The organism is Chloroflexus sp. (assembly GCF_034432675.1).
In the GTDB taxonomy this organism is placed as follows: Bacteria; Chloroflexota; Chloroflexia; order Chloroflexales; family Chloroflexaceae; genus Chloroflexus.
On the sequence record NZ_DAOUBI010000199.1, the window covers coordinates 1 to 25,654 of the forward strand.

General features: G+C 55.6%; 24 protein-coding genes and 3 tRNA genes. 19 read left to right on the plus strand and 8 right to left on the minus strand.

What is annotated here, in order from left to right; translation table 11 throughout:
• A partial coding sequence (locus VAE55_RS15055) for an ABC transporter permease (RefSeq protein ID WP_322816558.1) occupies positions 1–911 on the plus strand: 911 nt, incomplete at its 5' end.
• Between the two features lie 37 nt (positions 912–948).
• Positions 949–1,971, plus strand: a complete 1,023-nt coding sequence (locus VAE55_RS15060) for an ABC transporter substrate-binding protein (protein ID WP_322816559.1) — start codon at positions 949–951, stop codon at positions 1,969–1,971.
• A gap of 247 nt (positions 1,972–2,218) precedes the next feature.
• Here VAE55_RS15060 and VAE55_RS15065 read toward each other — a convergent pair whose 3' ends face one another.
• Positions 2,219–3,442, minus strand: coding sequence for an alkaline phosphatase (locus VAE55_RS15065; RefSeq protein ID WP_322816560.1), 1,224 nt, complete (start codon positions 3,440–3,442; stop codon positions 2,219–2,221).
• Entirely contained in the window at positions 3,399–3,791 is a 393-nt protein-coding gene (locus VAE55_RS15070; protein ID WP_322816561.1) for a hypothetical protein, read from the minus strand. The genes VAE55_RS15065 and VAE55_RS15070 overlap by 44 nt, the downstream gene beginning before the upstream one ends.
• A 293-nt stretch (positions 3,792–4,084) precedes the next feature.
• Here VAE55_RS15070 and VAE55_RS15075 point away from each other — a divergent pair, with 293 nt between their 5' ends.
• Positions 4,085–4,342: a hypothetical protein gene (locus VAE55_RS15075; RefSeq protein ID WP_012258394.1), complete on the plus strand. Its 258-nt coding sequence runs from the start codon at positions 4,085–4,087 to the stop codon at positions 4,340–4,342.
• Positions 4,343–5,008: 666 nt separating this feature from the next.
• The gene (locus VAE55_RS15080) at positions 5,009–5,398 is read left to right on the plus strand and encodes a TIGR04086 family membrane protein (protein WP_322816562.1); all 390 of its coding nucleotides are present in this window, start codon (positions 5,009–5,011) and stop codon (positions 5,396–5,398) included.
• Positions 5,399–5,622: 224 nt separating this feature from the next.
• On the opposite strand, the gene VAE55_RS15085 is transcribed toward VAE55_RS15080, so the two are convergent.
• Together VAE55_RS15085 and VAE55_RS15090 are read right to left on the minus strand one after the other, a co-directional pair.
• Complete coding sequence (locus tag VAE55_RS15085) at positions 5,623–6,543, minus strand: RluA family pseudouridine synthase (protein WP_322816563.1); 921 nt, start codon at positions 6,541–6,543, stop codon at positions 5,623–5,625.
• Positions 6,540–7,673, minus strand: coding sequence for a PLP-dependent aminotransferase family protein (locus VAE55_RS15090; RefSeq protein WP_322816564.1), 1,134 nt, complete (start codon positions 7,671–7,673; stop codon positions 6,540–6,542). Before VAE55_RS15090 ends, VAE55_RS15085 begins: the two co-directional genes overlap by 4 nt.
• Before the next feature lie 137 nt (positions 7,674–7,810).
• On the opposite strand from VAE55_RS15090, the gene VAE55_RS15095 reads away from it, so the two are divergent.
• Positions 7,811–9,205 carry a S41 family peptidase gene (locus tag VAE55_RS15095; protein WP_322816565.1) on the plus strand — a complete coding sequence of 465 codons (1,395 nt, stop codon included), beginning with the start codon at positions 7,811–7,813 and terminating at the stop codon, positions 9,203–9,205.
• Positions 9,206–9,296: 91 nt separating this feature from the next.
• On the opposite strand, the gene VAE55_RS15100 is transcribed toward VAE55_RS15095, so the two are convergent.
• Together VAE55_RS15100 and VAE55_RS15105 are read right to left on the minus strand one after the other, a co-directional pair.
• Positions 9,297–10,118 carry a universal stress protein gene (locus VAE55_RS15100; RefSeq protein WP_322816566.1) on the minus strand — a complete coding sequence of 274 codons (822 nt, stop codon included), beginning with the start codon at positions 10,116–10,118 and terminating at the stop codon, positions 9,297–9,299.
• A 7-nt stretch (positions 10,119–10,125) separates the two neighbouring features.
• Positions 10,126–11,301, minus strand: a complete 1,176-nt coding sequence (locus VAE55_RS15105) for a hypothetical protein (RefSeq protein WP_322816567.1) — start codon at positions 11,299–11,301, stop codon at positions 10,126–10,128.
• An 82-nt stretch (positions 11,302–11,383) separates the two neighbouring features.
• Here VAE55_RS15105 and VAE55_RS15110 point away from each other — a divergent pair, with 82 nt between their 5' ends.
• On the plus strand, positions 11,384–11,875 hold the full coding sequence (locus VAE55_RS15110) for an MOSC domain-containing protein (RefSeq protein ID WP_322816568.1): 492 nt from the start codon (positions 11,384–11,386) through the stop codon (positions 11,873–11,875).
• Positions 11,876–11,879: 4 nt separating this feature from the next.
• On the opposite strand, the gene VAE55_RS15115 is transcribed toward VAE55_RS15110, so the two are convergent.
• Positions 11,880–12,752: a universal stress protein gene (locus tag VAE55_RS15115; RefSeq protein WP_322816569.1), complete on the minus strand. Its 873-nt coding sequence runs from the start codon at positions 12,750–12,752 to the stop codon at positions 11,880–11,882.
• A 758-nt stretch (positions 12,753–13,510) separates the two neighbouring features.
• Between VAE55_RS15115 and VAE55_RS15120 the strand changes: the two genes are divergently transcribed.
• The 13 genes from VAE55_RS15120 to VAE55_RS15180 all read left to right on the plus strand — a co-directional run bounded on the left by VAE55_RS15120 (position 13,511) and on the right by VAE55_RS15180 (position 24,142).
• Complete coding sequence (locus VAE55_RS15120) at positions 13,511–14,764, plus strand: glucose-1-phosphate adenylyltransferase (RefSeq protein ID WP_322816570.1); 1,254 nt, start codon at positions 13,511–13,513, stop codon at positions 14,762–14,764.
• 84 nt (positions 14,765–14,848) lie between these two features.
• Positions 14,849–16,090, plus strand: a complete 1,242-nt coding sequence (locus tag VAE55_RS15125; RefSeq protein WP_322816571.1) for a glucose-1-phosphate adenylyltransferase family protein — start codon at positions 14,849–14,851, stop codon at positions 16,088–16,090.
• Positions 16,091–16,116: 26 nt separating this feature from the next.
• Complete coding sequence (locus tag VAE55_RS15130) at positions 16,117–17,301, plus strand: class I SAM-dependent rRNA methyltransferase (RefSeq protein ID WP_322816572.1); 1,185 nt, start codon at positions 16,117–16,119, stop codon at positions 17,299–17,301.
• 280 nt (positions 17,302–17,581) lie between these two features.
• Complete coding sequence (locus VAE55_RS15135) at positions 17,582–18,790, plus strand: glycosyltransferase family 4 protein (RefSeq protein WP_322816573.1); 1,209 nt, start codon at positions 17,582–17,584, stop codon at positions 18,788–18,790.
• A 23-nt stretch (positions 18,791–18,813) separates the two neighbouring features.
• Positions 18,814–19,908, plus strand: coding sequence for a chorismate synthase (gene aroC / locus VAE55_RS15140; protein ID WP_322816574.1), 1,095 nt, complete (start codon positions 18,814–18,816; stop codon positions 19,906–19,908).
• Positions 19,901–20,500 carry a hypothetical protein gene (locus VAE55_RS15145; RefSeq protein WP_322816575.1) on the plus strand — a complete coding sequence of 200 codons (600 nt, stop codon included), beginning with the start codon at positions 19,901–19,903 and terminating at the stop codon, positions 20,498–20,500. Before aroC ends, VAE55_RS15145 begins: the two co-directional genes overlap by 8 nt.
• An 18-nt stretch (positions 20,501–20,518) precedes the next feature.
• Entirely contained in the window at positions 20,519–21,487 is a 969-nt protein-coding gene (locus VAE55_RS15150) for a prephenate dehydrogenase (RefSeq protein ID WP_322816576.1), read from the plus strand.
• Between the two features lie 379 nt (positions 21,488–21,866).
• A complete protein-coding gene (locus VAE55_RS15155; protein WP_322816577.1) occupies positions 21,867–22,088 on the plus strand; it encodes a hypothetical protein in 222 nt (73 codons plus the stop codon).
• The gene (locus tag VAE55_RS15160) at positions 22,055–22,987 is read left to right on the plus strand and encodes an STAS domain-containing protein (RefSeq protein ID WP_322816578.1); all 933 of its coding nucleotides are present in this window, start codon (positions 22,055–22,057) and stop codon (positions 22,985–22,987) included. Before VAE55_RS15155 ends, VAE55_RS15160 begins: the two co-directional genes overlap by 34 nt.
• A 40-nt stretch (positions 22,988–23,027) precedes the next feature.
• Positions 23,028–23,117, plus strand: a tRNA-Leu gene (locus tag VAE55_RS15165).
• 6 nt (positions 23,118–23,123) lie between these two features.
• A tRNA-Val gene (locus VAE55_RS15170) sits at positions 23,124–23,198 on the plus strand.
• 18 nt (positions 23,199–23,216) lie between these two features.
• Positions 23,217–23,292 (plus strand) — tRNA-Phe (locus VAE55_RS15175).
• A gap of 160 nt (positions 23,293–23,452) precedes the next feature.
• Positions 23,453–24,142, plus strand: coding sequence for a CPBP family intramembrane glutamic endopeptidase (locus tag VAE55_RS15180; RefSeq protein WP_322816579.1), 690 nt, complete (start codon positions 23,453–23,455; stop codon positions 24,140–24,142).
• An 899-nt stretch (positions 24,143–25,041) separates the two neighbouring features.
• Here VAE55_RS15180 and VAE55_RS15185 read toward each other — a convergent pair.
• Positions 25,042–25,654 (minus strand): Uma2 family endonuclease (locus tag VAE55_RS15185; RefSeq protein WP_322816580.1); only part of this gene is annotated, 613 nt, incomplete at its 5' end.

A 25,654-nucleotide genomic window follows, 5' to 3' on the forward strand; every position in this document is an offset into this window, starting at 1 on the left:
CCAGACAACTACCGGCAGAACTGACCAGTACGATGGAACATTATGTCAAAATCGAGAAGAAGGGTGAGCACCGCGACGAGGATGCAGATTTCGCTTCTCTATTTCCACCTCATGACCAATGTATGGTAAGATATAGTGCTATGGTTACGGCCACACCGCACAACCTGTTTCGCCGCCTAGGACCAGCACTGCTGCTCGGTGTCGCCCTCGTGATTGGGTTAGAGTGGGGACTGCCGGCTGCCGGTATTCCGGCTTACCTGCTCCCAACTCCATCGCGCGTGATAACCGCTGCACTTCAACCTGAAATACGGTTGATATACCATACCGGTGCTACAGCCAGCGCCGCGCTGATAGGGCTGGCAATCGGTATTTGTATCGCGCTTACCCTGGCCATCGCCTTTATCTTTGTCCGTCCGTTGGAAGATGCCCTCTACCCGTGGATTCTGCTCGGACAAAGCCTGCCTTCGGTTGCGCTGGCCCCACTCCTCACCATCTGGTTGGGTGACGGGATTGCCCCTCGTGCTGCGATGGCAGCACTCTTTGCCAGCTTCCCGTTGCTTATTGCCACCATCAGCGGTCTGCGGCGTCCGGCACCCGAACAACTGGCCATGATGCAGGCTTATGGCGCTTCACAATGGCAAATCTTGCGGATGCTCCGTTTGCCGGCAGCGCTTCCATTCATCTTCAGTGGATTGCGCGTCGCCGGTGCGCTGGCCGTCATTGGGGCGCTGGTCGGTGAACTGGCCGGTGCAGGACAAGGTCTAGGCTACCTGATTACGACCTCTACCTACCGGCTAGCCACAGATCGAGCCTTTGCTGCTGTCGCGGCAGCCGCCGGCTTAGCACTGGTATTACACGGTATTTTCCTTCTACTTGAACGGATCATTGTGTTCTGGGAACGGGAACGGTAAGTGCGGCGTGGACTAGGTTGAACAAAGAGGATCGCATATGTCACACCGTACCTTACTACCATTACTCCTGCTTGTGGTGTTGCTTGTCGTTACCGGTTGTACGAACACAGCCCCAACTAGCACGTCGCCGGAAGTGACGAAGGTCACGATGCGATTGCAATGGCTGCCCCAGTTTCAGTTTGCCGGCTATCTGGTTGCCGAAGCACGCGGCTACTACCGCGATGCCGGCCTGGACGTCACCATCTTGCCCGGTGGACCTGATGCCATACCACTACCGCTGGTTACGACCGGTGCCGACACCTTTGGTAGCACCGGTGCCGATACGATTCTGATCAGTCGCGAACAGGGTATCGAGGTTGTCGCACTGGCAACCTGGTTTCAGGCCAGCCCGGTAGCATTTATGGTGCATCGTGACAGTGGTATTCGCTCACCGCAAGACTTTGTTGGGCGCCGAGTCGGTATGTTCTACGGCGACAATGTTGAGACCGAATATCGGGCATTGCTAGCGGCTACTGGCGTCAATCCGACCAGCGTCATCGAAATACCAGGTGATTACAGCCTGGCCCCCTTTCTCGAACGGCGCGCCGATGTCTGGCCGGTGTATGCAACCGACCAGCCGTATACGGCCCGTGCTGCCGGCGCTGATATTGATCTGATCCTTGCCCGTGATTACGGTGTTGAGCTGATGGGTGATGTGCTCTTTACCACAGCCGAGTTTGCCCGTAACAACCCAAATACAGTACGAGCGTTTGTGCAGGCTACGTTGCGCGGCTGGCAAGAGGCCTTGACTGATCCGGCAGCCGCTATCGAGATCATACTGGCTCGCAGCCCTGACTTCGACCGTGGTCATCTGGAATTTGAAGCCGCCGAAACGATCAAGCTGCTCCGCTATGGGATCGGCGAACGCTGTGTCGGTGCCAGTGATCGTGCAGTGTGGCAGAAAGAGGCGCAACTGCTGCGCTCGTTAGGCGTGCTGAAGAGCGATATTGCTCCCGAAACTGTTTTACTCACCGACGCGGTTGATGAGTACTACCGCTCACAGGGCATTGAATGCCGATAAGGTTCTGTAGGGGCAGGTTCTAAACCTGCCCCTACAGATGGTGGATGTACCCAATCAGGCGATGAACGAGGGGGCTGAAAGGGTCCGTTTTGGATCGCGTGCCGGGTATTGTATGTTGCAGATGTGATATGAGCACTGGCGTTAGCGGTCTGGCGGTTACAGCGATACGGCTACGTGCTGCGATAACATGTTGGGGCAACAGTTTATCTTCTGTCGCCCCACACAACGCTCAGAATACTGCCATCGTCTAGCGAGACGGAGCCGTCTGACCAACAGATGATGGCAATCCCCGACCAAACAGCGTCAGATACATCAACCGATATACGTCAGTGTTATCGAACCGTCCGCTGAACGTGCGCGACATCTCAATTGCGTTCAAACCCTGTGCACGAGAGATAATGCCACCCGACACATCAGGCGTGCCAACCCAACTTACGGCGAATGCCATACGATTGCCGTAAGCGTCAGGCTCACTCAGGAATGGAGGCGAGTTGCGGCCATAGCGACCATCAAGCGGTGATCGCACATTCTGCACACCGCTGCTTGTGGGATTGTTATTGTAATCGCTGACGTTGCGGGTTGGATCCCAGGCCCCAATTTGCATACCACCAGCATCACTGTCGGCTGCGGTCAGAATCAGCGTCCGTCGATGCCGCTGTTGGAAGTTCTGCGCGACCTGAATCAGGTCGTTGACATGCTTCAGCCCGGCCAACGTACCAATCGCGTTGTCGTTGTTCCCAAAGTTATCAATACTCTCCACCTCGGCAACCATAATGAAGGGCTTGCCGGCCTGCCGGGCACAGCGTTGTATGATCGTGAGTGCCAGATCGGCCATCTTGGCAGCGGTCGGCGGATTGTACCCTAATGTACCGGGAGCGCTGCCGAAGAGAATGAGATTGGTCCGCTTATCATTGACGTCAATCGCAGGATCAACCAGACCGGCGGCAATCAGACGCTCTTCCGGCACATCGTTGAAGATGTCGTCGGCAGCGAAGAGACCCAACACGTATGGTGCGTAGCGACGATCACTGTTGACCCGCTCACGCAGCGCTTCAAACTCGGCACGAGTACGGACGATCACGTAGCCCTTTGCTTCAAACTCACGCAACAGATTCCGCCCATCGGTACGAGCAGGCCTGGCACCGGTGATCGGATCGGTATGGACATAGCAATCAAGATTGATGTTGTCGGACGTGCAGGGTGGTGTCCCTTGCGGTAAGAAGAAACGTTCACCACCGGCTAGAATGATGTGCGGCGGATGCTCACCCTCAAAACCGGGCCGGCCATCGAGCATCTGGCGAACAATTTCGTTGTCCTCGTTGCGGTTGCCAACTTCAGAAACAAATGCGCCGGTGCCCGGTTCGGCTATATCGCCGTCATTGACCAAAGCAACAGGATGACCATTGCTAATAGCTTCACGCACAATACTACCCGGATAGCCAGAGAGCAAGGATGCTGCGAGCGCTATCACCACCACCATCTTTACCGAATGAGCCAGGCCCTTCTACTTTGTAACCAAAGGCGTGCGTGGTAACGCCACCGTTCGATGTCCCGGTCAAAATATCCGCCATGTGACCGCGGTAGGCGGCCATTTGCGGCAGCGTATCCCACGGGCTGAGGGCGTCAGGACCATACCAGTAGATACGTGCAGCCGCCCAGTGATTCAGGCCCGCACCATCGGGGTGAATGAAGATCACATTACCGGTCGGTGAGGAACGGTGTAAGTCGGGAATTCCCGTTCCGGCAACAGTCACTGAAACTGTTGCCACCAGTAGTGCGAGGGTGACAATCAGGCCGAGGACTCGTTTCATGTTCAACATGCGTCTCTACTCCTTCTAAGCCTCAACGAAACATCCCCGACAGGAAAAACACTGCATGATAATTATGATTATGTAAAGTAATAATTATTCTCAATTCAAAAATTGTCTTATCACCGAAAATGCAGCACCGCGAAGGATATATTCCACGCCAGCCAGGGAATTTTTTCTCGGTACACCCTTGCGCTTTTGGGCAACATTGATGCATACTACTTAATAGTGATCAGGCTATCACGTTGCGCCAATGTCGGCGCGATATTTCCCAAACGTACCACCATTTATAAGGAGTGCCCTCCATGGAGCTGCTACTGCAACTACTAGTTGCGGGCGTCTGGACGTTAGCGCTTGTTAATAGCCTGCGTCGACTGGTACGCCTGGCCCGCGTTTCTCATCTGCAACGTTGGGACAGCAATATTCGGGTACGATCTGGACTGAACCGAATCTGGTGGTGGCTGGGCCGGGAAGAGTTCTGGCACCCGGCACGCTATGATGTTGCGTATGCACTCCAGATCTCACTCCTGGTGTTTCTGTTCGTCTGGCATATGGCGAATTAACTGACTTTCCCGCATCGTCCTCGATGCGGGCAACGCCGGGCTGTACAGATCGAATATTCCAGACGTGCTGAAGGCTTATCGCCGTACCAGAATGTAGCTACAGAGAGGCAGCAGTGAGACGACCGTCTAATTACCAAATCTCACTGTGACCGGAAGCATGGCTTCCGCACGTGATGTGATACTGCATACGCACTGCGTATCATATCAAATTTAGGAGAATAAAAGGCACGATAGGCCAACCAGCTACGACTCTGATACCGCACCTGAACGATGCGCTACCAGGTGCTGATATGATGATTAGTAGGGGCGACGCATGCGTCGCCCCTACGACACCGACGATAACCCATCAGCGACGTGCTGGTGGCACCCCCGGTAACACTTCAGCACGAGGATCACACCTGAACGATGCCCATTGTCGCGCAAGATTTGGTATCACTAATCGGTCCTGCAATCCAGCAGTGCTTCCCTTGCAAGTCCTTCAGATAGCTTCCACATTTCTGGGGATCACCCTATCAGGACACCTCACCTGGTCAAGCCTTTTTCTGTGCTATGATGCAACCGGATGAGAGCCTGCACGAATGATCCCTGCGGGACGGACTGGCAGGCTCAAGCAGAGTCCAGAGATATAAATCTGTCGGATAGGCGTTTAGCATCGGTAGCGGGGAGATGCCTGTGAATATCCGCTGGACCGCAGTTATTTCCGGCTTCATGACCGATTTCGCACTCACCATCCTTTTGCAAATGTTCATTGTTCTCATTGGGCAAACCACACTCTTTACCGAACCGTCACTGCAAAATCCGATCCATATCGTATTCATTTTGATCGGTGCCGGCCTGACCGGCGTGGGAGGATTTGTCGCCGCCTGGCTGGCAGGCGAATCATTTACCATGCACGGCTTTCTAGTAGGCGTGGTTGGCATTCTGGTTGCAGCATTGGCCAATGTTGGGGTTGTGGTACCACCGTTGTTGTTGCTGGGACAGGTTATCGGCTGTATTTGTGGCGCCTTGGGTGGTGTGCTGGCCGGGCGTTTGCGTACCTCAGTAAAGATTAAGTAGAACCAGTTTGTGCAACCAGGAGCAGGGCATACTGCTCGATAATCCCTTTCTACAATCGGCATGCCACGTTGCACACAGTACCGACACCGTCCTTCTGCACTTACTATGCTCTATCCCAGGCACAGGTGGGAATAGCCAGGCTATTGCTCTCTTCCAGACGGATGGACGGATTGCGTAGGGGCGGGTTCAAAATCCGCCCCTACGCGGTACGTTCACGACTATCGTTAGTGGCGCAGACGATCTATCACCGCCAGCATAAGTGGAGGTGGCGGACAGAAGAGATGTAACGACCGCCCGTGGATCGGGTGCGGAAGCTGGAGTTCGGCAGCATGCAGCAACGGATGGGTCAGATGGAGATCAGCTACATCCATTACCCCACCATACCGTTCATCACCAAGGATCGGACAACCGAGCGCCGCCAGGTGTAACCGAATCTGATGGGTTCGCCCGGTCAATGGCGTTGCTTCTACCAGGGCCGCATTCGCGAATTGCCGACGGAGCGTAAACCGGGTATGCGCCAGTCTAACCCGTTGCCCGTCCGGCAATACACGCCCGATGTCAGCCTGATCGTAGAGACGCCAGCGTCCACCTGCCGCTCGCCCATGACCGGTCACAAGATCAGCAGTTACCGGCGGATGACCGCTACAAACGGCCAGGTACTGCTTCATCGCCAACCCACGGGCAAACGCAGTCTGCAAAGGTGCATTTGCGCGCGGGGTTTTGCTCAACACCAGAATCCCACTGGTACCAAAATCGAGCTGGTGGGCCAGGTGCAACACCGGTGGTATGCCGTCACGTACCGTCAACAACCGCTGCACCACGGCCAGCACACTTCCCTGCGTGTCCCAGGGGGTATCGCCAACATAACAGGCGGGCGGTTTATTTACCACCAGCACATCATCATCTTCGTAGATAATGTGTTCAAGCGTCAGTGGCGCATCACAATAGCCATGGGTTGGCGGAAAGCGTACCGAAAGTGTCTCGCCGGCAATTGCCAGTGCGGATGCCGCAGCCCGACGTTTTCCCAGCCATAGGCCGCCCCGCTGTGCTGCCACTCGTCCGGCTTCTCCCAGTCCGTCAGCGGCAATATCTCCTAGCGGACGCCCATGATCTTCAGAGGTTACAAGGAAGGAAACGGCCTTCATCCCGCTTCTCGCAATACCTTACCCAAACGGCGAGCACCCTCGATCAAATCGGCTTCGGAGAGGAGCGAAAACGCCAGGCGAAGCTCGTGTCGCCCACCGCTACCGGCGTAAAAGCGTTCACCGGGAATATACGAGACACCAGCCGCCTCTGCGATTGGCAGCAGTGCTGTGGTATCAATCGTCGGCGGAGTACGCAACCAGACAAAAAAACCGCCTAATGGTGGCCGCCATGTCACACCTCTCGGCATGGTGCGGGCCAGCGCTGCCAGCAACGTATCGCGTCGCGCCCGCAGCCCGTCGCGTAACCGCAGCAAGTGCGGCTCAAAGTCACCGGCACGGAGTAACGCGAGGACAACGTGAGCGGTAAAGTGATTGACCCCGCCTCCGCTATCGAGCATGCCCGAGGAGATACAGCGCTGGATCAACGACGACGGCGCTTGCATCCAGCCCAGCCGTAGACCAGGGGCCAATACTTTGGCAAAACTGCCTAATCGGATCAGCGTGCTCCCAGGCGCAAAACTGGCGATTGGTGGCGGTGGCGGCAAATCGTACCATAATTCAGCATACGCCTCGTCTTCGATAACGGTCAATTCGAGCGCAGTAGCCAAACGGGCCAGCTCTGCCCGTCGTTCAGCACTCAGCGTCACACCACTCGGATTGCGAAAACTCGGCACCAGATAGAGGAAGGCGATCCGTTCACCACGCTGACGTAACAACTTGACCAGGGTCGCCACTGCGGTGACGTGTACCCCTTGTTGATCGCCGGGAAGCATCACCGGGCGCAGTTTGTAATCGCGAAAAATGCGTAGCGCCAGGTGATATGTCGGCGCTTCTACCAGCACGACATCCCCCGACTGACTCAAGTGCTTACAGAGCATATCGAGCGCCTGCGAGGTGCCACCGGTAATCATCAATTCACTTTCAGTGATTGCCATCCGCTCGGCTAACCATGCGATCAGGCGCCCTGGCCCCTGCGCAAAGCCATAGGTCAACGCTGCCGGTGCATCGTTGGTCAGCGTCCAGGCTGCAGCCCGTAACAATTCAGTATGTGGCAGGAGTTCGGCAGCCAGATGCCCCCAACCAAACTCGATGACGCCTGGGCGTTGTACAAATTGAATGTCCGGCAGCATAGATCGTTACCCTCAAAGACGGCTGCAATACGGAGAGCACCTTTTCCTAAGCAAGCTCTCACGGTACGAGTGTAGCGCTAATGGTATCATATTGTTGAGCAGCAATTGGCTGGAAACTGTTTATACATCTGAACACTATGCAGCGTTTACGAATTATTCTGCTTATTGTAGCCACAATACTTATCACCGGTTGCACCTTCTCGTGGAACGAGTTGTTAACCAGATCGGTCGAACAGGAGCGACCAGCGCCGCCGGCAACGCGCCTGCCGGCATCAGCGGCGACACCTGCACCGGCAGGCGATGCCGCAACGATGCCGGTATTGACACCAACTCCGGCACCTGTTGCGACGATTGCACCCACACCCACGTTAGCACCGCTTAGTCGTGAAGAACGCCTGAACATCTTTCAAGAGGTCTGGGAGACGGTGCGCAATAATTATTTGTACGAAGATTTCAACGGTCTCGACTGGCAGGCAGTGCGGGCCGAGGTGCAGCCGAAGGTCGAAGCAGCCGCGACTCCGGAAGAGTTTTACACCATTATGCGCGAGATGATTGCCCGGCTGGGTGATGACCACTCGCGCTTCGAGTCACCGCAAGAGGTAGCTGCCCAGATCGCTGAAGCACGCGGTCAGTTGCAGTATGGCGGGATCGGGGTAAGTGTACGCACCGTTGATGAAGGCGGTCTGATCACCAGAGTGGTGCCTGGCGGCCCCGCCGATCAGGCCGGTATTCTACCGCGCGATCTGATCGTCGCGGTCAACGGCATTCTGTTTAATGATCCTGAAGCCTTCGGGCCGGAAGGGGCTATCGGTGCAGTCCGTGGCTTACCGGGAACCAGTGTGCGACTGACGATCAAGCGCGGTGACGAAGAACCACGTGATGTTGAGGTAACGCGCGCCATTATTGATATCGCCATCTTTAATCAAGTTACTGCCGAACGATTAACGGGCGATATTGGTCTGTTATACATTCCCAGCTTTTACGTTGATAATGCTGACTCCCAGGCACGTGATGCTCTGACCGCCTTGCTGGCCGGCGGCCCGTTGCGCGGGATGATTATTGATGTTCGCGACAATAGTGGCGGCTACATCCACGTCATGCGCAACATTATTGCCCTCTTCCACGATGGCGGCAGCATTGGCGCTTCGGTGGGGCGGAATGATCGTGAAGAGCAACAGATTCCGCGTGGTCGTACCATCCCTGAATTGACCAGGATTCCGGTCGTGATCCTGATTAGCGAAGAGACAGCCAGCGCTGCCGAGATGTTCACTGCCGGTATGCGCATTCTTCGCCAGGCAACCGTTGTCGGTGTGCCCTCGTCAGGCAATACCGAAAACCTCTACGGCTACGACTTTAGCGACGGCTCTCGCTTATTGTTGGCAGAAGTAGCGTATCAGTTGCCTGATGGGACGTTCATCGAAGGCACCGGGATCATCCCCGATGTGCTGATTGAGGCCGAATGGTGGCGTTTCCCGGCTGAACAAGACCCGCAGTTGCTGGCTGCCCAAGAGATATTGAACGCACAACCTTGAAATAGACGGGCACGGCTAGCCGTGCCCCAGAGCCGGTTAGGAACGATGACAACGACCTATCGTGGCCCAACCCATCACACACTGATCCATCCTAGCGAATCACCAGCACCGGGATCGGGCTACGTTCTAACAGATCGCGCGTGACATCCTGCAGCGACAGACGTTGCAGCATACGTACCCAGCGACCACCCGGCTCAGGCACGACACGACTGACTTCATGGCTACCGATCACCAGGAGATCGTAGTGCTGCGCTTCACTCAATAACGTCTCTTCGACCAGACCGTTAAGCACCTGCAAATGGCAATCAACACCCTGTGCGCTGAATTCTTCCACTAGCCGTCGGAGCATCGTGCCGGTCACTTCATCAAGGTGCAAGGCAACTTCCTCTGTTAATGGAGAGGCCACAAAACCATCGAAATAGACAACCTCTTGCGAAGAGACGTGCAGCACGGTCACACTGGTCTGAAAAGCACGGGCGATCTGACTCACCAACGGCACACACCGCAAAGACTGCTCACCCCCGGCACTGGCAACAGCGATCCGCCGAATGGGGGAAGCGGATACATGTCCCTGCACGCGCAGAAATGATACTGGTAGAGCTGCGAGCAGATTGAATTCGAGCCGTCGCCCACGAATGAAATGAGGTGGAAATGCCGGCGCAATGAGCAAATCCGGTCGTTCAGTCTGCACAGCACTCAGAATCGCAGCCGCAAAGGTTGTTTCCTGACAACGATGCTGCACGGGAATGGCAGTGTCAATGTGCAACTGATTGACAACCTCATCCAGATCGTTTTGCCCGGAAACTGGTGTAATGAGCGTCACCCGATGAGCACAGGCCGCAACAATTGGTGCAGCAAAGGCGAGTAGCGCTGTGCGCTGAGGATTCTGACCAACATAGAGGGCAATGTGCATAACGTATTCACCATCTCACAAACAACAACAACAGCGGCACGACAAGCATGATCCCCAGAAAAGCGACTAAACGCGGCAGTGAATGCACAATCCTCTCCTCCAACCAGAGCAGAACGCGGGCAAACCACCGGTAGCACAAGAACAGAACAATCAGCGAGAAAAAGGCAACACAGACCATCTCAACCAGCACAATAGTGAATGCGGCTGCGCCACCGACGAGTAACGCCGCAACTAACGTATCAATGAACGTTGTGATATTGGCGCCCATAATATACGGCAACGCATTTTCGCGCCGAATAACACCGCGCACCGTCAGTGGGACCAGCATCGACAGCGATACCGACACCGAGAGCGTAAATGAGGTTACCGCAGCGCCGAGCAGGAACATCACCCACGGTCGGTAGAGGAGTTGGCCGGCCCGCCCAAACACCTGCTGACCACCGGGAACTTCAGGGATAGCCCGATCAAGCAGAGTGAACGCACCGAGCAGCACCAGCACTCCAACCACCAACAACGACCACTCTGGCAACAGCCGAACAATCACGGCAACAACGGGATCGATAATCAGATCAAGCACGGAACTAAGCGGACTATCGGCGCTGGCCGATATAACCCCTACCAACTGTGAACTGAGCAGCCAGTATCCCAGCCCCAATGCCGGCAGATAGATCGCCGCTGTAGTCAGCAGTGACAGCACACCAATCGCAACACTGGCCGCCCGTCGATGGCCGCGCAGATGGTACAGAAACCCAACAAATAGGACAATAAATGAAGCACCCAGGCGCGAGCCGGTAATCATGGTAAAGGTCTGTAACCCATCAATCACACCTGATGCAAAGAAGGAGACAGCTACCGCTGCTACCGGCGATCCACTCAGAAAGATGTAAGACAGCAACCAGCCAAAACCAAGCGCACTTGCCGTCGAACTGATATCTAACCAGCCAATCAGTACTCGCCCGTAGCCGGCAGCGCCGCGCTTGAGCAACTCTAGCGCTAGCACAAAGGTGATCAAACCGATAAGCGCAAATCCACAACGCTGGCAAACTCCCCGCAAATGCCAGCGCAACGTCGTCGAGGACGCTGCTCTCAGCACCTCAGATGACCCATTTGTGTCGGCGGCAGGCGTCTCGAGCACGGCTGCCTCTAGCGGCGGAGAAGGTTCTTGACGAGATGACGGGTTCATACATTTACAACATAAAGTTATGAGCGAACTAATAATCTGGTATGATAGCCAGAAATAGCCAGTTTGAGAAGGGGAAACATAAATGGATCGCAACTCCGTTCAGGGCAGAATTGTACAGATCAACGTGAACCCTAAAGGCGGCGTACCCAAATTCCCGGTACCGGCCGCCGAAATAACAATCCATGGCGTACGTGGCGACCACCAGCGTGATCGCGAACATCACGGCGGGCCACGCCGGGCCGTCTCACTCTACTCGGCTGAACGGGTCGCTGCCTTACAGGCAGAAGGGCATCCGATTGCTCCAGGTACGACGGGTGAAAATCTCACGATTAGTGGCCTTGATTGGGATCAGATCGGCATCGGTGATCGTCTGCTGATCGGTTCGTGGGTCGAGTTAGAAATTACTGACTATACCACACCCTGCAACACCATTGCCGGATCGTTCCTGCGAGGTCAGTTTACCCGCATCAACCAGCGTCTCCATCCCGGTTGGAGCCGACTCTACGCCCGTGTCATCAGCGAAGGTGAAGTACGGGTTGATGACCCGGTCACACTCATCAAAACCGGCGCATAGTGCATTACGGACGGACAACCAGTACCGGCACGGGACTGGCACGAATGATTTTATCGGCAACACTGCCCATCACTATGCGCTGCCAGCCACCCTGGCCGTGCGTAGCCAGCGCAATCGCATCAACCTGTAGCTCACGACTCAGTGTCAACAGCGCCCGTGCCGGTTGATCAGCAGTACCTACCGCTATATCTGCCGGCACCCCCTGCGCTTCCAGCCTGGTTGCCAGTACCTGCAAATACGCTTCGATCTCCTGTTTTTGCGCAGTCACATCAGCCTGATCCGCCCCACGACGCTGTACCAGAACACGGGCCAGCGTTAAACGAGCGCTATCAAGCGCCGCCAGACTCTGGACCGGTGCCAAAATCTGCTCGGCACGCGCCGAGCCATCGAGGGGAACGAGAATGCGACGCAGCGGTTGCGCAGCCCGCGACGCCGATTCTCCCGGTCGCATCAGCCAGAGTGGGGTGTGGGTCAACCGCAACAACGACTCGGCCACACTTCCCAGCCAGAAATGCTCAAACCCACTCCAGCCGTGCGTCGTCATTACGATCAGATCGGCATTGATTACCTGCGCATGTGCTGCCAGCGTCTCGGCAACAGCCCCTTCCAGACGGGTAACAACCGTTTGCACGCCATTGAAAACTGGCTGAGCAGCAACCTGTTGAAGGTAGAAGCGCTCGTGTTCAGCAGCCAGAGAATGCAATTCGGCATCGATCACCGGTAGCGTTTCGATCACGATGGGGGTCAACGAATTGGGATAATGCACGTGCACCAGATGCACAGTGGTCTGGAATGCGCGCGCCAGCCGGGCTGCGGCTGCCAAAGCCTGCTCGCCAACAACTGAACCATCAAGCGGAACGAGAATGGCACGAAACATAGCGCACCTCCTTGTCGATCGCACATCAGAGAAGACCATGTAGACGCAAATTACCAGACAACAACATGCTAACAGTCACGCTCGTAACGCATCATCATTTATCAAGCCATAACAACTCTTTCCCAAGAATAAGCTTACTCATTAATTCCGATCAACACCCAACGTGGCCTTCCACCTGATTGCGGCTGAACTGGGGGAAGATAGAGGGTCATGATCATCTCCTGAAGCTGTTGCGATAGCCTACGTATATGATAGCAAATGAAACGGGCTCGTCCAGATTGTTTCTCGTGATGGAAAGTTAGGAATTGATACTATACCCTCTATGCCTGCCTGATCACGTCATCACTATCGCCAATCAAAAGCAGTATCATGGTGGTGGGTGAAGTAGAGTAGAACAGGTTTTTGATATCATTCAAATCTGACCGACACATCCACCATTCTGATAATGATGATGTAGATGCATTGGCCGGCACTATACACGCTATCAGGACGATAGTACAGGTAGCGTGAAAGCTGCTACGGCTAATGCAGGACTGCTGGTATGATGATGTCAGGGACTATAGTCATGCGGTCAATCGTGGAGCGGGCCTCCAATCTGCTTGCTAGCTGCCCTTCACACTGTCATGGAGCGGAAGCACAAGCGATTAACAAGTGTAGGTTAGTAGCCCGCGCCACGGAGACCACCTGGCGTTGCACAATTGCCCGCTTGCGTTTACAATCGAATGCGCAGCCGGGTTTTATAAACATACGGGAGGCATATGCGCATTGTAGCGATGATCATGGCAGGCGGCGAAGGGACTCGGCTCAGTGTGCTCTCGGAAAAGCGCGCCAAACCTTCAGTGCCTTTCGCCGGCAAGTTTCGCATCATTGACTTTACTCTCTCGAACTGCGTCAACTCTGGCATCTTCGATGTTGCCGTTCTGACACAATACCGGCCCCATTCACTCAACGAACATATCGGTATTGGTAAACCATGGGACCTCGACCGTGCCCGTGGTGGTGTGCGCCTGCTGCAACCCTATCAGGGGCGCCGCGACGAGTCGTGGTATCGGGGCACGGCCGATGCTATTTATCAAAACCTGAATTACATCCAGGAACGGCGCGCCGATCTGGTGTTGATCCTCTCTGGCGATCACATCTACAAGATGAACTATAACGACATCATTAAAACTCATTTCCAGAAACGGGCCGACCTGACCGTGGCAGTGATGGAGGTTCCCATCGAAGAGACGGATCGCTTCGGGATTATGACAACCGATGAACATGACCGCATTATCGAATTCACCGAAAAACCGAAGGCGCGGGACAAGGGAAATCTGGCGTCGATGGGCATTTATGTCTTTAACGCCGATATTCTGATCTGTCGACTGTCTGAGGGTGGGCCGGAGAAACCTCGCATTGATTTCGGCAAAGACGTGATTCCAGCTATGGTCGCCGAAGACCGTGTGTTTGCGCATCGCTTCAAGGGGTATTGGGTTGATGTCGGGACAATCCAGTCGTATTGGGAAACGAGTATGCAATTACTCGATCCATCACTCGATTTCGATCTCTTCGATCCCAACTGGCTGATCCGCACCCGCAGTGAGGAGCGACCACCGGCCAAGATCGGGCCGCAGGCTAAAGTAACCCAATCGATCATCTGCAACGGCTGTACAATTCGTGGCACGGTTATCCATTCGGTCTTGTCGCCGGGAGTGTACGTTTCGCCGGGGGCCATTGTGCGTGATAGCGTCGTCATGAACGATACCTGGATCGGCCCTGGTGCAGTACTCGACCGGGTGATTGTTGATAAGAAAGTCGTGGTTGGTGCCGGTGCTCGCCTCGGTTTTGGCGATGATCTAACCGTTCCCAATCGCAAACAACCTGATAAACTCAACAGTGGGGTAACCGTTGTCGGTAAGTCGGCTCACATTCCAGCCGGCATTACGATTGGCCGTAACGTTGTGATCAATGCCGACCGCGACACCGAAGATTTTCCCGCAGGTGATGTTCCATCGGGCGAGACGATCTGAAAGGCAGGACAGATCACAGCTATCAGAGCTGTGACAGTCGCAGACGCTAGACCCGTAAAACGCTCAGTTATAAACGGAGTCGACATGATACGCACACTCGTGATGATTCTTGCCGGTGGCGACTCGCCGGCCCTCAGTGTTCTCACCGCTGAACGAACTGAGGCCGCAGTACCTTTCGGCGGTAAGTATCGAATTATCGATTTTGCTCTCTCGAATTGCGTCAATTCGGGCTTATACAACGTTGCCGTCCTGACCCAGTATCGTCCCCGCTCGCTGCATGCCCATCTCGGTGTCGGCCGTCCGTGGGATCTCGACCGGGCGCAGGGCGGTTTGCGCCTACTCCATCCATCACCCACGCCCGATGGCGGTGGCTGGCAGCGCGGTACCGCTGATGCAGTGCGCTACAACCTCGATTTCGTTGATGATCAGCAGGTAGATGCGGTTCTGTTACTGGCCGGCGATCACATCTACAAGATGGATTACGGCCCCCTCCTCAAACTGCATGCCGAACAAGAGGCGGATGTGACGATGGCGGTACGCAGCGTTAGCCCGCACGATGCTCACCGCTACGGGATTGTGTCGGTTGGCAGTGATGGCCGGGTTGATCGCTTCGTCGAAAAACCTCGACGCGCCGACTCTAATCTGGCTTCGATGGGGATTTATGTCTTTCGCAAACAGTTTCTCATCGATCTCTTACGTTCGACCGATGCCGTTGATTTTGGCCGTCATCTGCTTCCCCAGATCGTGAGTAGTGCCCGTGCTTTCGCGTACAATTTTCAGGGCTATTGGGCCGATGTTGGTACCGTGCAGGCGTATTACGAGGCAAATCTGGCGCTGCTGGCCGAGACACCAGCCCTCGATCTGTACGATCCAGAGTGGGTAATTCACACTGTTAGCTCGGACCGACCGGGTGCCGAGATCGGCGTCCAGGCCAGGGTTGAGAACAGCTTGCTAAGTGACGGCTGTCGCGTGTACGGCACAGTCATCGGGTCGGTACTCTCACCGGGTGTCGTTGTTGCCGCCGGTGCGGTGGTACGCGATTCAGTAGTGCTGGGTGATGCAGTGATTGAGGCAGGTGCAGTCCTTGACCGCTGTATCATTGATGAAGGGGTGCGCATCGGCGAAGGGGCACACGTCGGGTTCGGTGATGATAATACGCCCAACGCCGAAGCACCAGAACGTCTGAATACCGGGCTTACTCTGGTTGGCTTGAAAGCACAGATTCCGGCAGGAGTACGTATCGGTCGCAATGTTGCCATCAAACCTCGCACGCTACCGGCAGCATTTCCGGCAGATGGTCAGGTGCCGAGTGGTGCTACTATATAACAAAAAACCAGCAATCATCCAACAATATGTCAACCGTTGCTGAACTAACTATAGAACCATCGCTACGCTCACGTCTCCAGCAAGGTCATCCGTGGGTCTATCGTAATCACCTCATTGGTGATGAACGACTGCATAGCGGGCAATGGGTACGTGCCCGCTGCGGTGGTTTGACCGTTTACGGCTTATACGACGAGCGTAGTCCTATTGGCTTGCGAGTCTATAGCCGGAATAACCTGCCAGACCAATCCTGGTTTCACGAACGAGTTTGGGAGGCGTGGGAGTTACGTGCACCATTACGGGCAGATGGGCAGACAACAGCCTATCGCTGGATTTATGGCGAAGGTGACAATCTGCCCGGGTTGGTCGTTGACCGGTACGGCGATTATGTCGTCATCCAGACCTACGCCGACAGTGTGCAAACGGTGATACCGGCCATTACTTCTGCTCTGCGTGCTATCGACCCTGACCTGCGTGGTGTGATCCAGCGACCACGGCAGACCGATGATAAGGACGAGGGTGAACCGGTGTTGTTGTGGGGCGAATGGCCGCCCCGCGACCTGGTTGTACAGGAGCATGGTCTCTTCTTCCAGGTTGATATTCTCTACGGCCAGAAGACCGGCCTGTTTCTCGACCAGCGTGATAACCGGCGCACATTAGAAGGATGGGTTGCCGGTGCAAGAGTGCTTAACTGTTTTGCCTACACCGGCGGCTTCTCGCTCTATGCGCTCCGTGGTCATGCAGCCGAAGTTGTGAGCTGCGACATCGGTCGCGGGCTGGCAGAAGCGACTGCGACAAACTTAGCGCTGAACCGATTACCTGCGGAACGTCACCGTTTCATAACTGAAGACTGCTTCGCTGTACTTGATCGCTTTGCCAGACAAAACCAAACCTTTGACGTTGTCATCCTCGATCCACCGAGTTTTGCCCGTACCCGCACTAGTCAGCATGCCGCAATGCGTGCCTATGTACGCCTCAACACGCTTGGATTACGTTGCGTGACTCCGGGCGGATTACTGGTCAGTGCCAGTTGTACGGCCCAAATCGGGCCAGAACAGTTCCGCTCGCTACTTGGGGAAGCTGCGGCTCAGGCGCATCGTCGCCTCCAGATCATTCATGAAGCCGGCCATCCATTGGATCATCCGGTACCGGCCGGTTTTCCGGAAGGGCGCTACCTGAAATACATCATTGCCAGAGTGCAAACACTAGTGTAGTGCTGAGGAGTACACGCAGGCAACCAACACCACATTGCATGACAGTTCTGAGACGGGCAGAAGCAGGCAAGTGGTCACGAGCGATCTGGATGTATCAGCCAGAGCACACGACCATGCGCCCTATCACGTACAGCTATTACCATCACGTGCAGAGGATCAAGTGCCGGCACGGCTCTCCACCGGTGCCAGCACCCAACATACCACGTGCACAAGTGATGTATAGGTCGTGATAGTGCCCATCGTGGATATATGAAATAAGTTGTATGCTATAATTTTGCGCATGCACGTTCTCCAAATTTCGTGGGAATATCCCCCGCACATCGTTGGCGGTCTTGGCCGCCACGTTGCCGACCTGGCGCCGGCTCTAACCGAACACGACGTGACCGTCACCGTTCTTACTCCGCAATTACGCGGCGGAGACATCTTCGAGCGCCACGAAAACATCACTATCTGTCGTGTTGCTGTGCCTCAACTTGATACCGACGATTTTCCCACCTACGTTGCTCATACCGGGCGACACCTTGAACAGGCAGCGCATGCCCTATTCCCCGGCGGGCGTCCCGATCTGATCCACGTCCACGACTGGCTCACCGCCGAAGCCGGGATTGCTCTCAAGCACCACTGGCGCATCCCACTGATTGCAACCATCCACGCCACCGAACGGGGCAGGGGACGGGGTGCGCTCAATGGTCATCGCGCACAACAGATCAACGATCTGGAATGGCGCCTGACCTACGAAGCCTGGCGTGTGATTGTCTGTTCTCACTTTATGGCCCACCAGATACGCGAGTACTTCACGACGCCTGCTGACAAGATCGATGTGATCTCTAACGGTGTTCACCTGCCCCCACCACCCTTTGCCACACCTGCTGAATGGGTCGCCTTCCGCCGCCGGTTCGCCGCCGACACCGAAGCGCTGGTGATCTTTGTCGGGCGACTGGTTTACGAGAAGGGTGTACACATTCTCTTAGAGGCGTGGCCGCAGCTCGTAGCCGAAATGCCCGCCCGGCTGGTCATTGCCGGTACCGGCAGCGCACTCGATGAACTGAAGGCACGTGCAGCCACTCTTGGCACAACTGTCGAATTTCTCGGCTATATCAGTGACGAAGACCGCAATCGCCTCTATGCTGTCGGTGACATTGCCGTCTTCCCTTCGCTGTACGAACCATTTGGCATTGTGGCCCTGGAAGCATTTGCCGCCGGCTGCCCGGTGATCGTCTCGAATACTGGTGGCCTCGCGGAAGTTGTCCAGCACGAGCTGAACGGCCTTGTGGTGCCGGCAGGTGATGTCGGAGCACTCGCTCATGCCCTGCTCAACAGCCTGCGTTCTCCTGCCGAGTCTCGCCTGCGAGCGGCCCGTGGCGCCGCCCTCGCCCGTGCTTACTATACGTGGAGTCGGATTGCCGGCGAAGTCAAAGCAGTGTACGATCGAGTCTGGACGGAATGGAAAGCCGGCTCGTGGGGAAAAGAGATTATGCGTCGCGCTTGAATATCATCAATCATGGAGATGTTATGCCAGGCAATACATTTGGTCATGTCTTTCGCGTAACTACCTGGGGCGAGTCACACGGCCCGGCGGTTGGTTGCACTGTCGATGGCTGCCCGGCCGGTCTACCCCTTGACGTTGCCGATATTCAACGTGAACTGGATCGCCGTCGCGTCGGTCAGAGTCGGGTCAGCTCACAGCGCCGGGAAGCCGATGAGGTGCAGATACTTTCTGGCGTCTTCGAGGGACGTACTACCGGTACCCCAATCACGATGCTGGTATACAATACAGACGCTAAATCACATCATTACGAGAACATCAAAGATCGCTACCGTCCCGGCCATGCCGATTACACGTGGGATGCCAAGTACGGGTTTCGCGACTGGCGTGGCGGCGGACGCTCATCGGCACGCGAGACCATCGGGCGAGTCGCGGCGGGAGCTGTCGCCCGCCGTCTGCTGGCAACGTTTGGTATCACACTTGTTGGCTACACGCTGCAACTGGCCGATCTGCGGGCTGAAGTCTTCGACGAAGCAGAGATCGAGCGCAATATTATGCGCTGTCCCGACGCCCGTATCGCAGCACTGATGGTCGAGCGGGTTGATCAGGCCCGGCGAGAACTCGACTCACTGGGGGGCATCGTTGAAGTGCGCGCACGAGGTGTACCACCTGGTCTCGGCGAACCGGTATTTGACAAATTGCAGGCCGATATTGGCAAGGCGATGTTCTCTATCCCGGCCATTAAAGGGGTCGAAATTGGTGAAGGGTTCGGGGTCGCAATGCTACGCGGCTCGCAGAACAACGATCCGTTCATTCGCCGGGATGATGGTACCATCAGAACTGCATCCAATCATCACGGCGGTATTCTGGGTGGCATCTCAACCGGCGAAGAGATCGTTGTGCGACTGGCCGCCAAACCACCGGCCAGCATCGCCCAACCGCAGCAGACGGTTGATCGCGATGGAAATCCGGTCACGATTGAAGTGCATGGCCGGCATGATCCAACCGTCCTGCCCCGGCTGGTGCCGGTAGCCGAAGCGATGCTGGCGCTAGTCCTGGCCGATCACCTGCTCCGTCAACGACTTGCCCGCGTGACGTGGGAGGATAGGAGTGATGACTGATCAGGACGAAACTCCAAGGGTGAGACGCTGGTTACCACTGCTGGCACTACTGGCCGGTCTGTGCTGGGCACTGGTCATTAGTGTGATCCTCAGGGTCGATCTGATTGGTGAGCCAAACCTCTTCTCGCCGTGGCACCTGCTCTTCTACATCCTGGCGCTGGGAGTGGGTGTCCTGACGTTCTGGCCGCTGGAAACATGGCTCGAACTTCCTGGCCTTACTATCGAGGGCACCCTTGGCGTTGGCATGTTCCTTGTAACCCTCGCCATGGTACCGGCGCCTGATGGCACGCTTCTCGATCAATCGGCCGCACCGGCCTACATAGTGATGCTGATTGCTGTCTTACTCAGCGTCGCCGCTATCGTTAGACCGGTGATTGCCGTGTTGAGTCGACGCTGGCTTGCGCTGCGGGCATGGGCACTTGACAACCGTCGGGTACGGCGCGAGGCATACGAATGTGGTCTCTTCGTTGCCGTAGTGTTGGCTATGGCAGCCTTGCGCACACTCGATCCGATCAAATTCGTCGCCCTGGCAGTGATTATCGTACTGATTGAAATTCTCCTGTTATCATTCATTGGCGTCGAACCGGCATAACAAACGAAGGAAGAGGTTATGATCCGTATTGCGATTATCGGCATGGGTCTGATCGGCACCTCACTGGGCATGGCATTACGCAATGCCGATCCGAAAGAGTCACCACTCGGCCCACTAGAGGTCATCGGTTTTGATCGCGAGCCACGAGTCACCCGTGAAGCGCGGGGAAGACTGGCGATTGACCGTGAGGCACGCACGCTCGCCGACGCAGTACGGGAAGCGCAAATCGTGGTGATCGCTACGCCGGTGCGTGCAATCCAAGACGTGTTTCGCGATCTAGCATCGCACCTACCCGCCGGAACCATTGTTACCGACGTTGCCAGCACCAAAGCGCAGGTATGTCGGTGGGCCGCCGAGTTATTGCCGACAACCGTCGCCTTCGTTGGCGGCCACCCCATGGCCGGACGCGAGCAATCGGGGCCGGGTGCCGCCGATCCCGATCTCTTCCGTAACGCGATCTACTGCCTCACCGCCACCAGCACCACGCCAGTACACGCTGTCGAAGCGGTAGAGGCACTGGTGCGCACAGTGGGTGCAAAACCGTACTACATCGACCCGGAAGAGCATGATGCCTACGTCGCCGGCATCTCGCACCTCCCGCTACTGTTATCGGTTGGATTGGTGACCGCCACCGGCAACAGCCCGGCCTGGAAAGAGATGGCACCCCTGGCGGCAACCGGTTTTCGCGACGTATCACGGCTGGCGTCAGGCGACCCCCACATGCAACGCGACATCCTGCTCACCAACCCGCATGGCCTAACGCGCTGGATCGACGAACTCATCCGCTTCCTGGTAACAGCTCGCGAACAGATCACAGCCGGCGATGTTGCAGCTATTGAACAGATGCTAGAGCAGGCCAAAGCCACCCGCGACTCCTGGCTGGCGAGCAAACCGCACCTGCGCCCCGGCGAAGCCGAATTTACTCATCTCCCCACCGTCGAACGACCCAGCCTGATCGGATTTCGCTGGCCGAAGCGTGAGAAGTGAGAGACATAGATTTATACGCTTCAGCAAGATAACCTGACTACCCTATTACTTAGCCGACAGCGTGCAGAAACCTCACTTCCGCACGCTGTTTGTCTGCCTGAGGGAAGCAAAATGAGTACGGCGGAATGTGTAGAAGGCTGTTACATTCCCGCTGTATGAGCTGAGCTTGAGAAAAAGCAAACAACCTTGCAGCCAAAAAGGATTGACAATGAGCAATATTGTGTAGTACACTGAGAATTATCATTTACAGTGCCTCTGCTTGCTGCAAATGTCTTATCTATCGCAAATTGTTGTTTTTGCTAATATCACAATTGTTCCCAGATCACACGTTTTTTCACATTATGTAAAAACTACCAGAATCATAATATGGAGTACTGTTATGAATCGCTTCCGAGACTGGCTCCTACATATAGACGCAACTGATCCGGAAATCCAACGGCGCGGTAAGATTCTGGTTTCTCTAAGTAGCGGCGTGGTTGTACTGCTTTTAACCGTCGGTCTTGCCCTCACCTTGATCCAACCCACAATTGGACGATTGATCAATCTGACCTGGCAACACTGGTTTTTGTGGTATCTTTCATCCTCGGCAAAAAGGGATTAGTAACTATTGGTAGCTATCTGCTCATCATACTGACGACATTGGGGGCACTGAGTGGAGAAGTACTTAATCTAACGTCAACATTCAATATGTTTTATCTGGTTCCAGCAATCTTACTTGCCAGTATTTTACTCAAGCCATACCAGATTTGGGTCATATTGGGACTCTGTCTGGCCGGTATGTTTGGTATCAGCCAACTCATACCACCAGAAACCAGAAGCGGTGGCAACTTCAATCTGGCATTTGCGCATCTGACAGTGCTGCTCTTCGTAAGCGCTTTTATTTCGTTTATCGGCGCACAAAGTCTGGCCTCCGCACTCACTGATGCCAATGAGGCTCACCGCCGGGCTGAAGCGGCCAATCAGCAGCTTGCTGAACTCAACAATGCACTGGAACAACAAGTGGCCGAACGTACCGCTGCGTTACAACGTCTCAGTGAAGAGCAACAAGCGACCCTTGCCCACCTTGAAGAGAGTATTGCTGCACAACGCAATCTGCAACAGACCATTGCCTCGCTATCCGTACCGGTGATACCTGTTCGTGATGACACTATTGTGATTCCACTGGTTGGTGCTGTCACCTCTGAACTGCTGGCACATTTCAACAGCACAGCGCTGGACGCTACCGAACGATATGGCGCCAGGACGTTGATTATCGATCTCACCGGTATTGCTCTACTCGACACCCAGGCCGCAGCGACAATTGTACAGACTGCGACGGCTACCCGTTTGTTAGGTGCCGAAACCACGCTAGTTGGCATCCGGCCAGAGGTGGCGCAAACGCTGGTGAGTCTTGGCGCATCATTTACCGGTATACGCACTGCCGCCACCTTGCAAACCGCGCTCTTCGCCCAGCAGCGTGGCGGATCGCGGTCGGCAAGGGATGCACCGGGCGCTATTTGACAACTACCTCACGATTTCGTATAATAACGAGGCATTGAGCGCCCAGGTGGCGGAATTGGCAGACGCGCTAGGTTGAGGGCCTAGTGAGCTAACCACGCTCGTAAGGGTTCAAGTCCCTTCCTGGGCACCACAGCTGGGGCGATTAGCTCAGCGGTAGAGCACCTCGTTTACACCGAGGGTGTCGGCGGTTCAAATCCGTCATCGCCCACCAAATATAGCATAGCGATGTGCCAAGATAGCTCAGTTGGTAGAGCATCGCACTGAAAATGCGAGGGTCGCCGGTTCGAGTCCGGCTCTTGGCACCACAAACTGGTAAATGCCTGCTCTGGATGCAGAGTGGGCATTGTGGTTTTTAGCAACTGCACAGTGATCAGACTACAACGTTTGTTGTGTACACTTCCGCCGCAATCGCACGTCAATGGCATACGATGAGAGACGACCGTATTTCTGATTGCGGAGGCGATTATGCGTGTAACTGTATCTGTCCAACCAACTAGGTCATTGTTGGGTGATCCCCGCATCCGCTGGGGTGGTGGTCTGGTCGCGGCAGTCTGGCTGATTGGTCTCGTTGGTGGATTGATCGGTCTGAGTGAGTGGCCGGCGCTCGTGCTCGACGTTCTGGGTGGATTGGGCGTTGCATTCACGCTGGGACGTACTCTCGGCTGGGCAGCTATCGGGGTAACGACAACAAATTTGCGCTCAGCAACTATCTGGGGTGCCGGAATCGGTCTGGGTCTGATGTTCCTCGATTGGGTGAATACCTTTTTCTACTACCGTGGCGGTGGTGAACCAATGGCAGCCATGGAAGTCATTCTGGTTGGCATGGGACTGCTCTACCTCTTCCCTGTCCTGGTACTGGCAGAAGAGCTGCTCTGGCGAGGTGTATTGCTGATTGCGCTCCGTGAGGCCGGATGGAATCTTCATCTGACCGTTGGATTGACCACCCTGCTGTACGCCCTCAATCATCTGTTTGTCGCACCGGTGCCCCTGTTTGAGCGCTGGTTGATGGTGGGCATGGCCCTCCCCATTGGGGTGATCGGAGGGTATCTGGTGCTACGCACACGCAATGTCTGGGCAGCAGTGTTGGTACACGGGTTGAGCATTGTGGCGATGATCGCCGACATCTTTATCATTCCTGGCCTGGCACGAGGCTAAGACCCGGTGGTCGTAGGATCGGTCATCGTACCATCATACCTGCGACCTATCCACATTTTGTGGATAGATGTGGATAGAGACACAATATGTAGTAGCTAACCCAGGTTGCTGCCTTTGTCACCACAGAGACACCGAGGACACAGAGGATGTTGATAACCCATATTGCTACCGTGAGGAGTAATGTAGAACGTCCGTGAAAACAAACTGGCTGCTACCCAAATCGTTATACAGTTACGCCACACGGTGTTGAGTGTAACGTCGTGCTGTTCATACTGGCAGTCAACCTCCGTAGCCTATCCCAGTGTAGATGGCAACTTGAGTTAGTAGCTATCGTCTGTGCCGGTTTGCTCGTTCGTGTCTTCAGGGAGTAGGAAAGGGGAAGGAAGCGTTTCATCATCCAGGCTATGCCTCTCTGGCAATCCACCGATTGCGTCGGCACTACACCTGAGCCAGGATGCACGGTACCAGACCTCCCGCTGCGCATGCCGTGAGAGTACACGCTGGAGGGGACGCCGGTTCCAGGCGTGGTTGCTTGTGGCGCATTGGTTTGGCGTGCGGAAGGGTGGCTTCCGCATTCGCCGTGCTTACGTTATCGTGCGCAGCCGGCCCACCCCCGTGAAGCGATATAGTGCGTGACAGGTGGCGTGGGTCGCAGGGATGTGTAGGGTAGGCTGATGGGATTTCGGTGACGTTGATGCACCGGCACGAACCGGAAGGCTGCTGGATAGGAAGTGATACCAGTGCTGCACTACCAACACAGGGGCACGCTGTCTCATTGCCAGCTTCTCGACGACAGGATGAACCTCATCACCATCAACCCGCCAGTCGCACCCTACTGGCAACATTCACTCCTGATCTGCATCTGGATCAATACCCAAAGCACGTAACCGTGCCGCCAATCACTCAGCCCGCTGACGCTCCTCTTCGGCTCGTTGGCGCTCTTGTTCAGCCCGCTGACGCTCTTGTTCAGCCCGCTGACGCTCCTCTTCGGCTCGTTGGCGCTCTTGTTCGGCCTGTGCCTGCAACTCCACAAAACTCAGAAATGGACGACCGTCTAGCCAGTACAACTGCATAACGCGATCCGTTCGCTTGAACGTGACTCCCAGACGCGGACTGACCCAGCCATCAAGCTCCTGGATCACCCGCAACCGACCGTCAATCCGTTGCCAGCCGCCCATATCGCCATGTTCCGGATCGTACAGGTAATACTCTTCCACCCCATAGATGTCGTAAAACTCCAGCTTCGCCGCCAGTTCGGTCAGCGTGTTACCTGGCGATATGACCTCGAACACAACCTGGGGCGCAATCCCGTTTTCTTCCCATTGGCGATACGACCCACGATCTCCTTTAGGACGGCCAAACACCACCATGACATCAGGCGCTCGCCGAATATCAGGGCGGCCTTCAACCGGGTACCAGAGCAGATCACCCGCCACGAACACATCGTCCCGCTCACGGAAGATGGCATCGATATTCCCCTGAATGGTGACGATTGCCCGGAATTGTTTCGTA

Excerpts from the sequence above, each read along its gene's own strand:
- VAE55_RS15105 (WP_322816567.1), bottom strand. The coding sequence starts at position 11,301 with ATGAACCCGTCATCTCGTCAAGAACCTTCTCCGCCGCTAGAGGCAGCC.
- VAE55_RS15095 (WP_322816565.1), top strand. The coding sequence starts at position 7,811 with ATGCAGCGTTTACGAATTATTCTGCTTATTGTAGCCACAATACTTATC.
- VAE55_RS15135 (WP_322816573.1), top strand. The coding sequence starts at position 17,582 with ATGCACGTTCTCCAAATTTCGTGGGAATATCCCCCGCACATCGTTGGC.
- VAE55_RS15150 (WP_322816576.1), top strand. The coding sequence starts at position 20,519 with ATGATCCGTATTGCGATTATCGGCATGGGTCTGATCGGCACCTCACTG.
- VAE55_RS15075 (WP_012258394.1), top strand. The coding sequence starts at position 4,085 with ATGGAGCTGCTACTGCAACTACTAGTTGCGGGCGTCTGGACGTTAGCG.
- aroC (WP_322816574.1), top strand. The coding sequence starts at position 18,814 with ATGCCAGGCAATACATTTGGTCATGTCTTTCGCGTAACTACCTGGGGC.
- VAE55_RS15120 (WP_322816570.1), top strand. The coding sequence starts at position 13,511 with ATGCGCATTGTAGCGATGATCATGGCAGGCGGCGAAGGGACTCGGCTC.
- VAE55_RS15100 (WP_322816566.1), bottom strand. The coding sequence starts at position 10,118 with ATGCACATTGCCCTCTATGTTGGTCAGAATCCTCAGCGCACAGCGCTA.
- VAE55_RS15130 (WP_322816572.1), top strand. The coding sequence starts at position 16,117 with ATGTCAACCGTTGCTGAACTAACTATAGAACCATCGCTACGCTCACGT.
- VAE55_RS15080 (WP_322816562.1), top strand. The coding sequence starts at position 5,009 with ATGCCTGTGAATATCCGCTGGACCGCAGTTATTTCCGGCTTCATGACC.
- VAE55_RS15090 (WP_322816564.1), bottom strand. The coding sequence starts at position 7,673 with ATGCTGCCGGACATTCAATTTGTACAACGCCCAGGCGTCATCGAGTTT.
- VAE55_RS15110 (WP_322816568.1), top strand. The coding sequence starts at position 11,384 with ATGGATCGCAACTCCGTTCAGGGCAGAATTGTACAGATCAACGTGAAC.
- VAE55_RS15155 (WP_322816577.1), top strand. The coding sequence starts at position 21,867 with ATGAATCGCTTCCGAGACTGGCTCCTACATATAGACGCAACTGATCCG.
- VAE55_RS15060 (WP_322816559.1), top strand. The coding sequence starts at position 949 with ATGTCACACCGTACCTTACTACCATTACTCCTGCTTGTGGTGTTGCTT.
- VAE55_RS15070 (WP_322816561.1), bottom strand. The coding sequence starts at position 3,791 with ATGTTGAACATGAAACGAGTCCTCGGCCTGATTGTCACCCTCGCACTA.
- VAE55_RS15125 (WP_322816571.1), top strand. The coding sequence starts at position 14,849 with ATGATACGCACACTCGTGATGATTCTTGCCGGTGGCGACTCGCCGGCC.
- VAE55_RS15085 (WP_322816563.1), bottom strand. The coding sequence starts at position 6,543 with ATGAAGGCCGTTTCCTTCCTTGTAACCTCTGAAGATCATGGGCGTCCG.
- VAE55_RS15115 (WP_322816569.1), bottom strand. The coding sequence starts at position 12,752 with ATGTTTCGTGCCATTCTCGTTCCGCTTGATGGTTCAGTTGTTGGCGAG.
- VAE55_RS15145 (WP_322816575.1), top strand. The coding sequence starts at position 19,901 with ATGACTGATCAGGACGAAACTCCAAGGGTGAGACGCTGGTTACCACTG.
- VAE55_RS15180 (WP_322816579.1), top strand. The coding sequence starts at position 23,453 with ATGCGTGTAACTGTATCTGTCCAACCAACTAGGTCATTGTTGGGTGAT.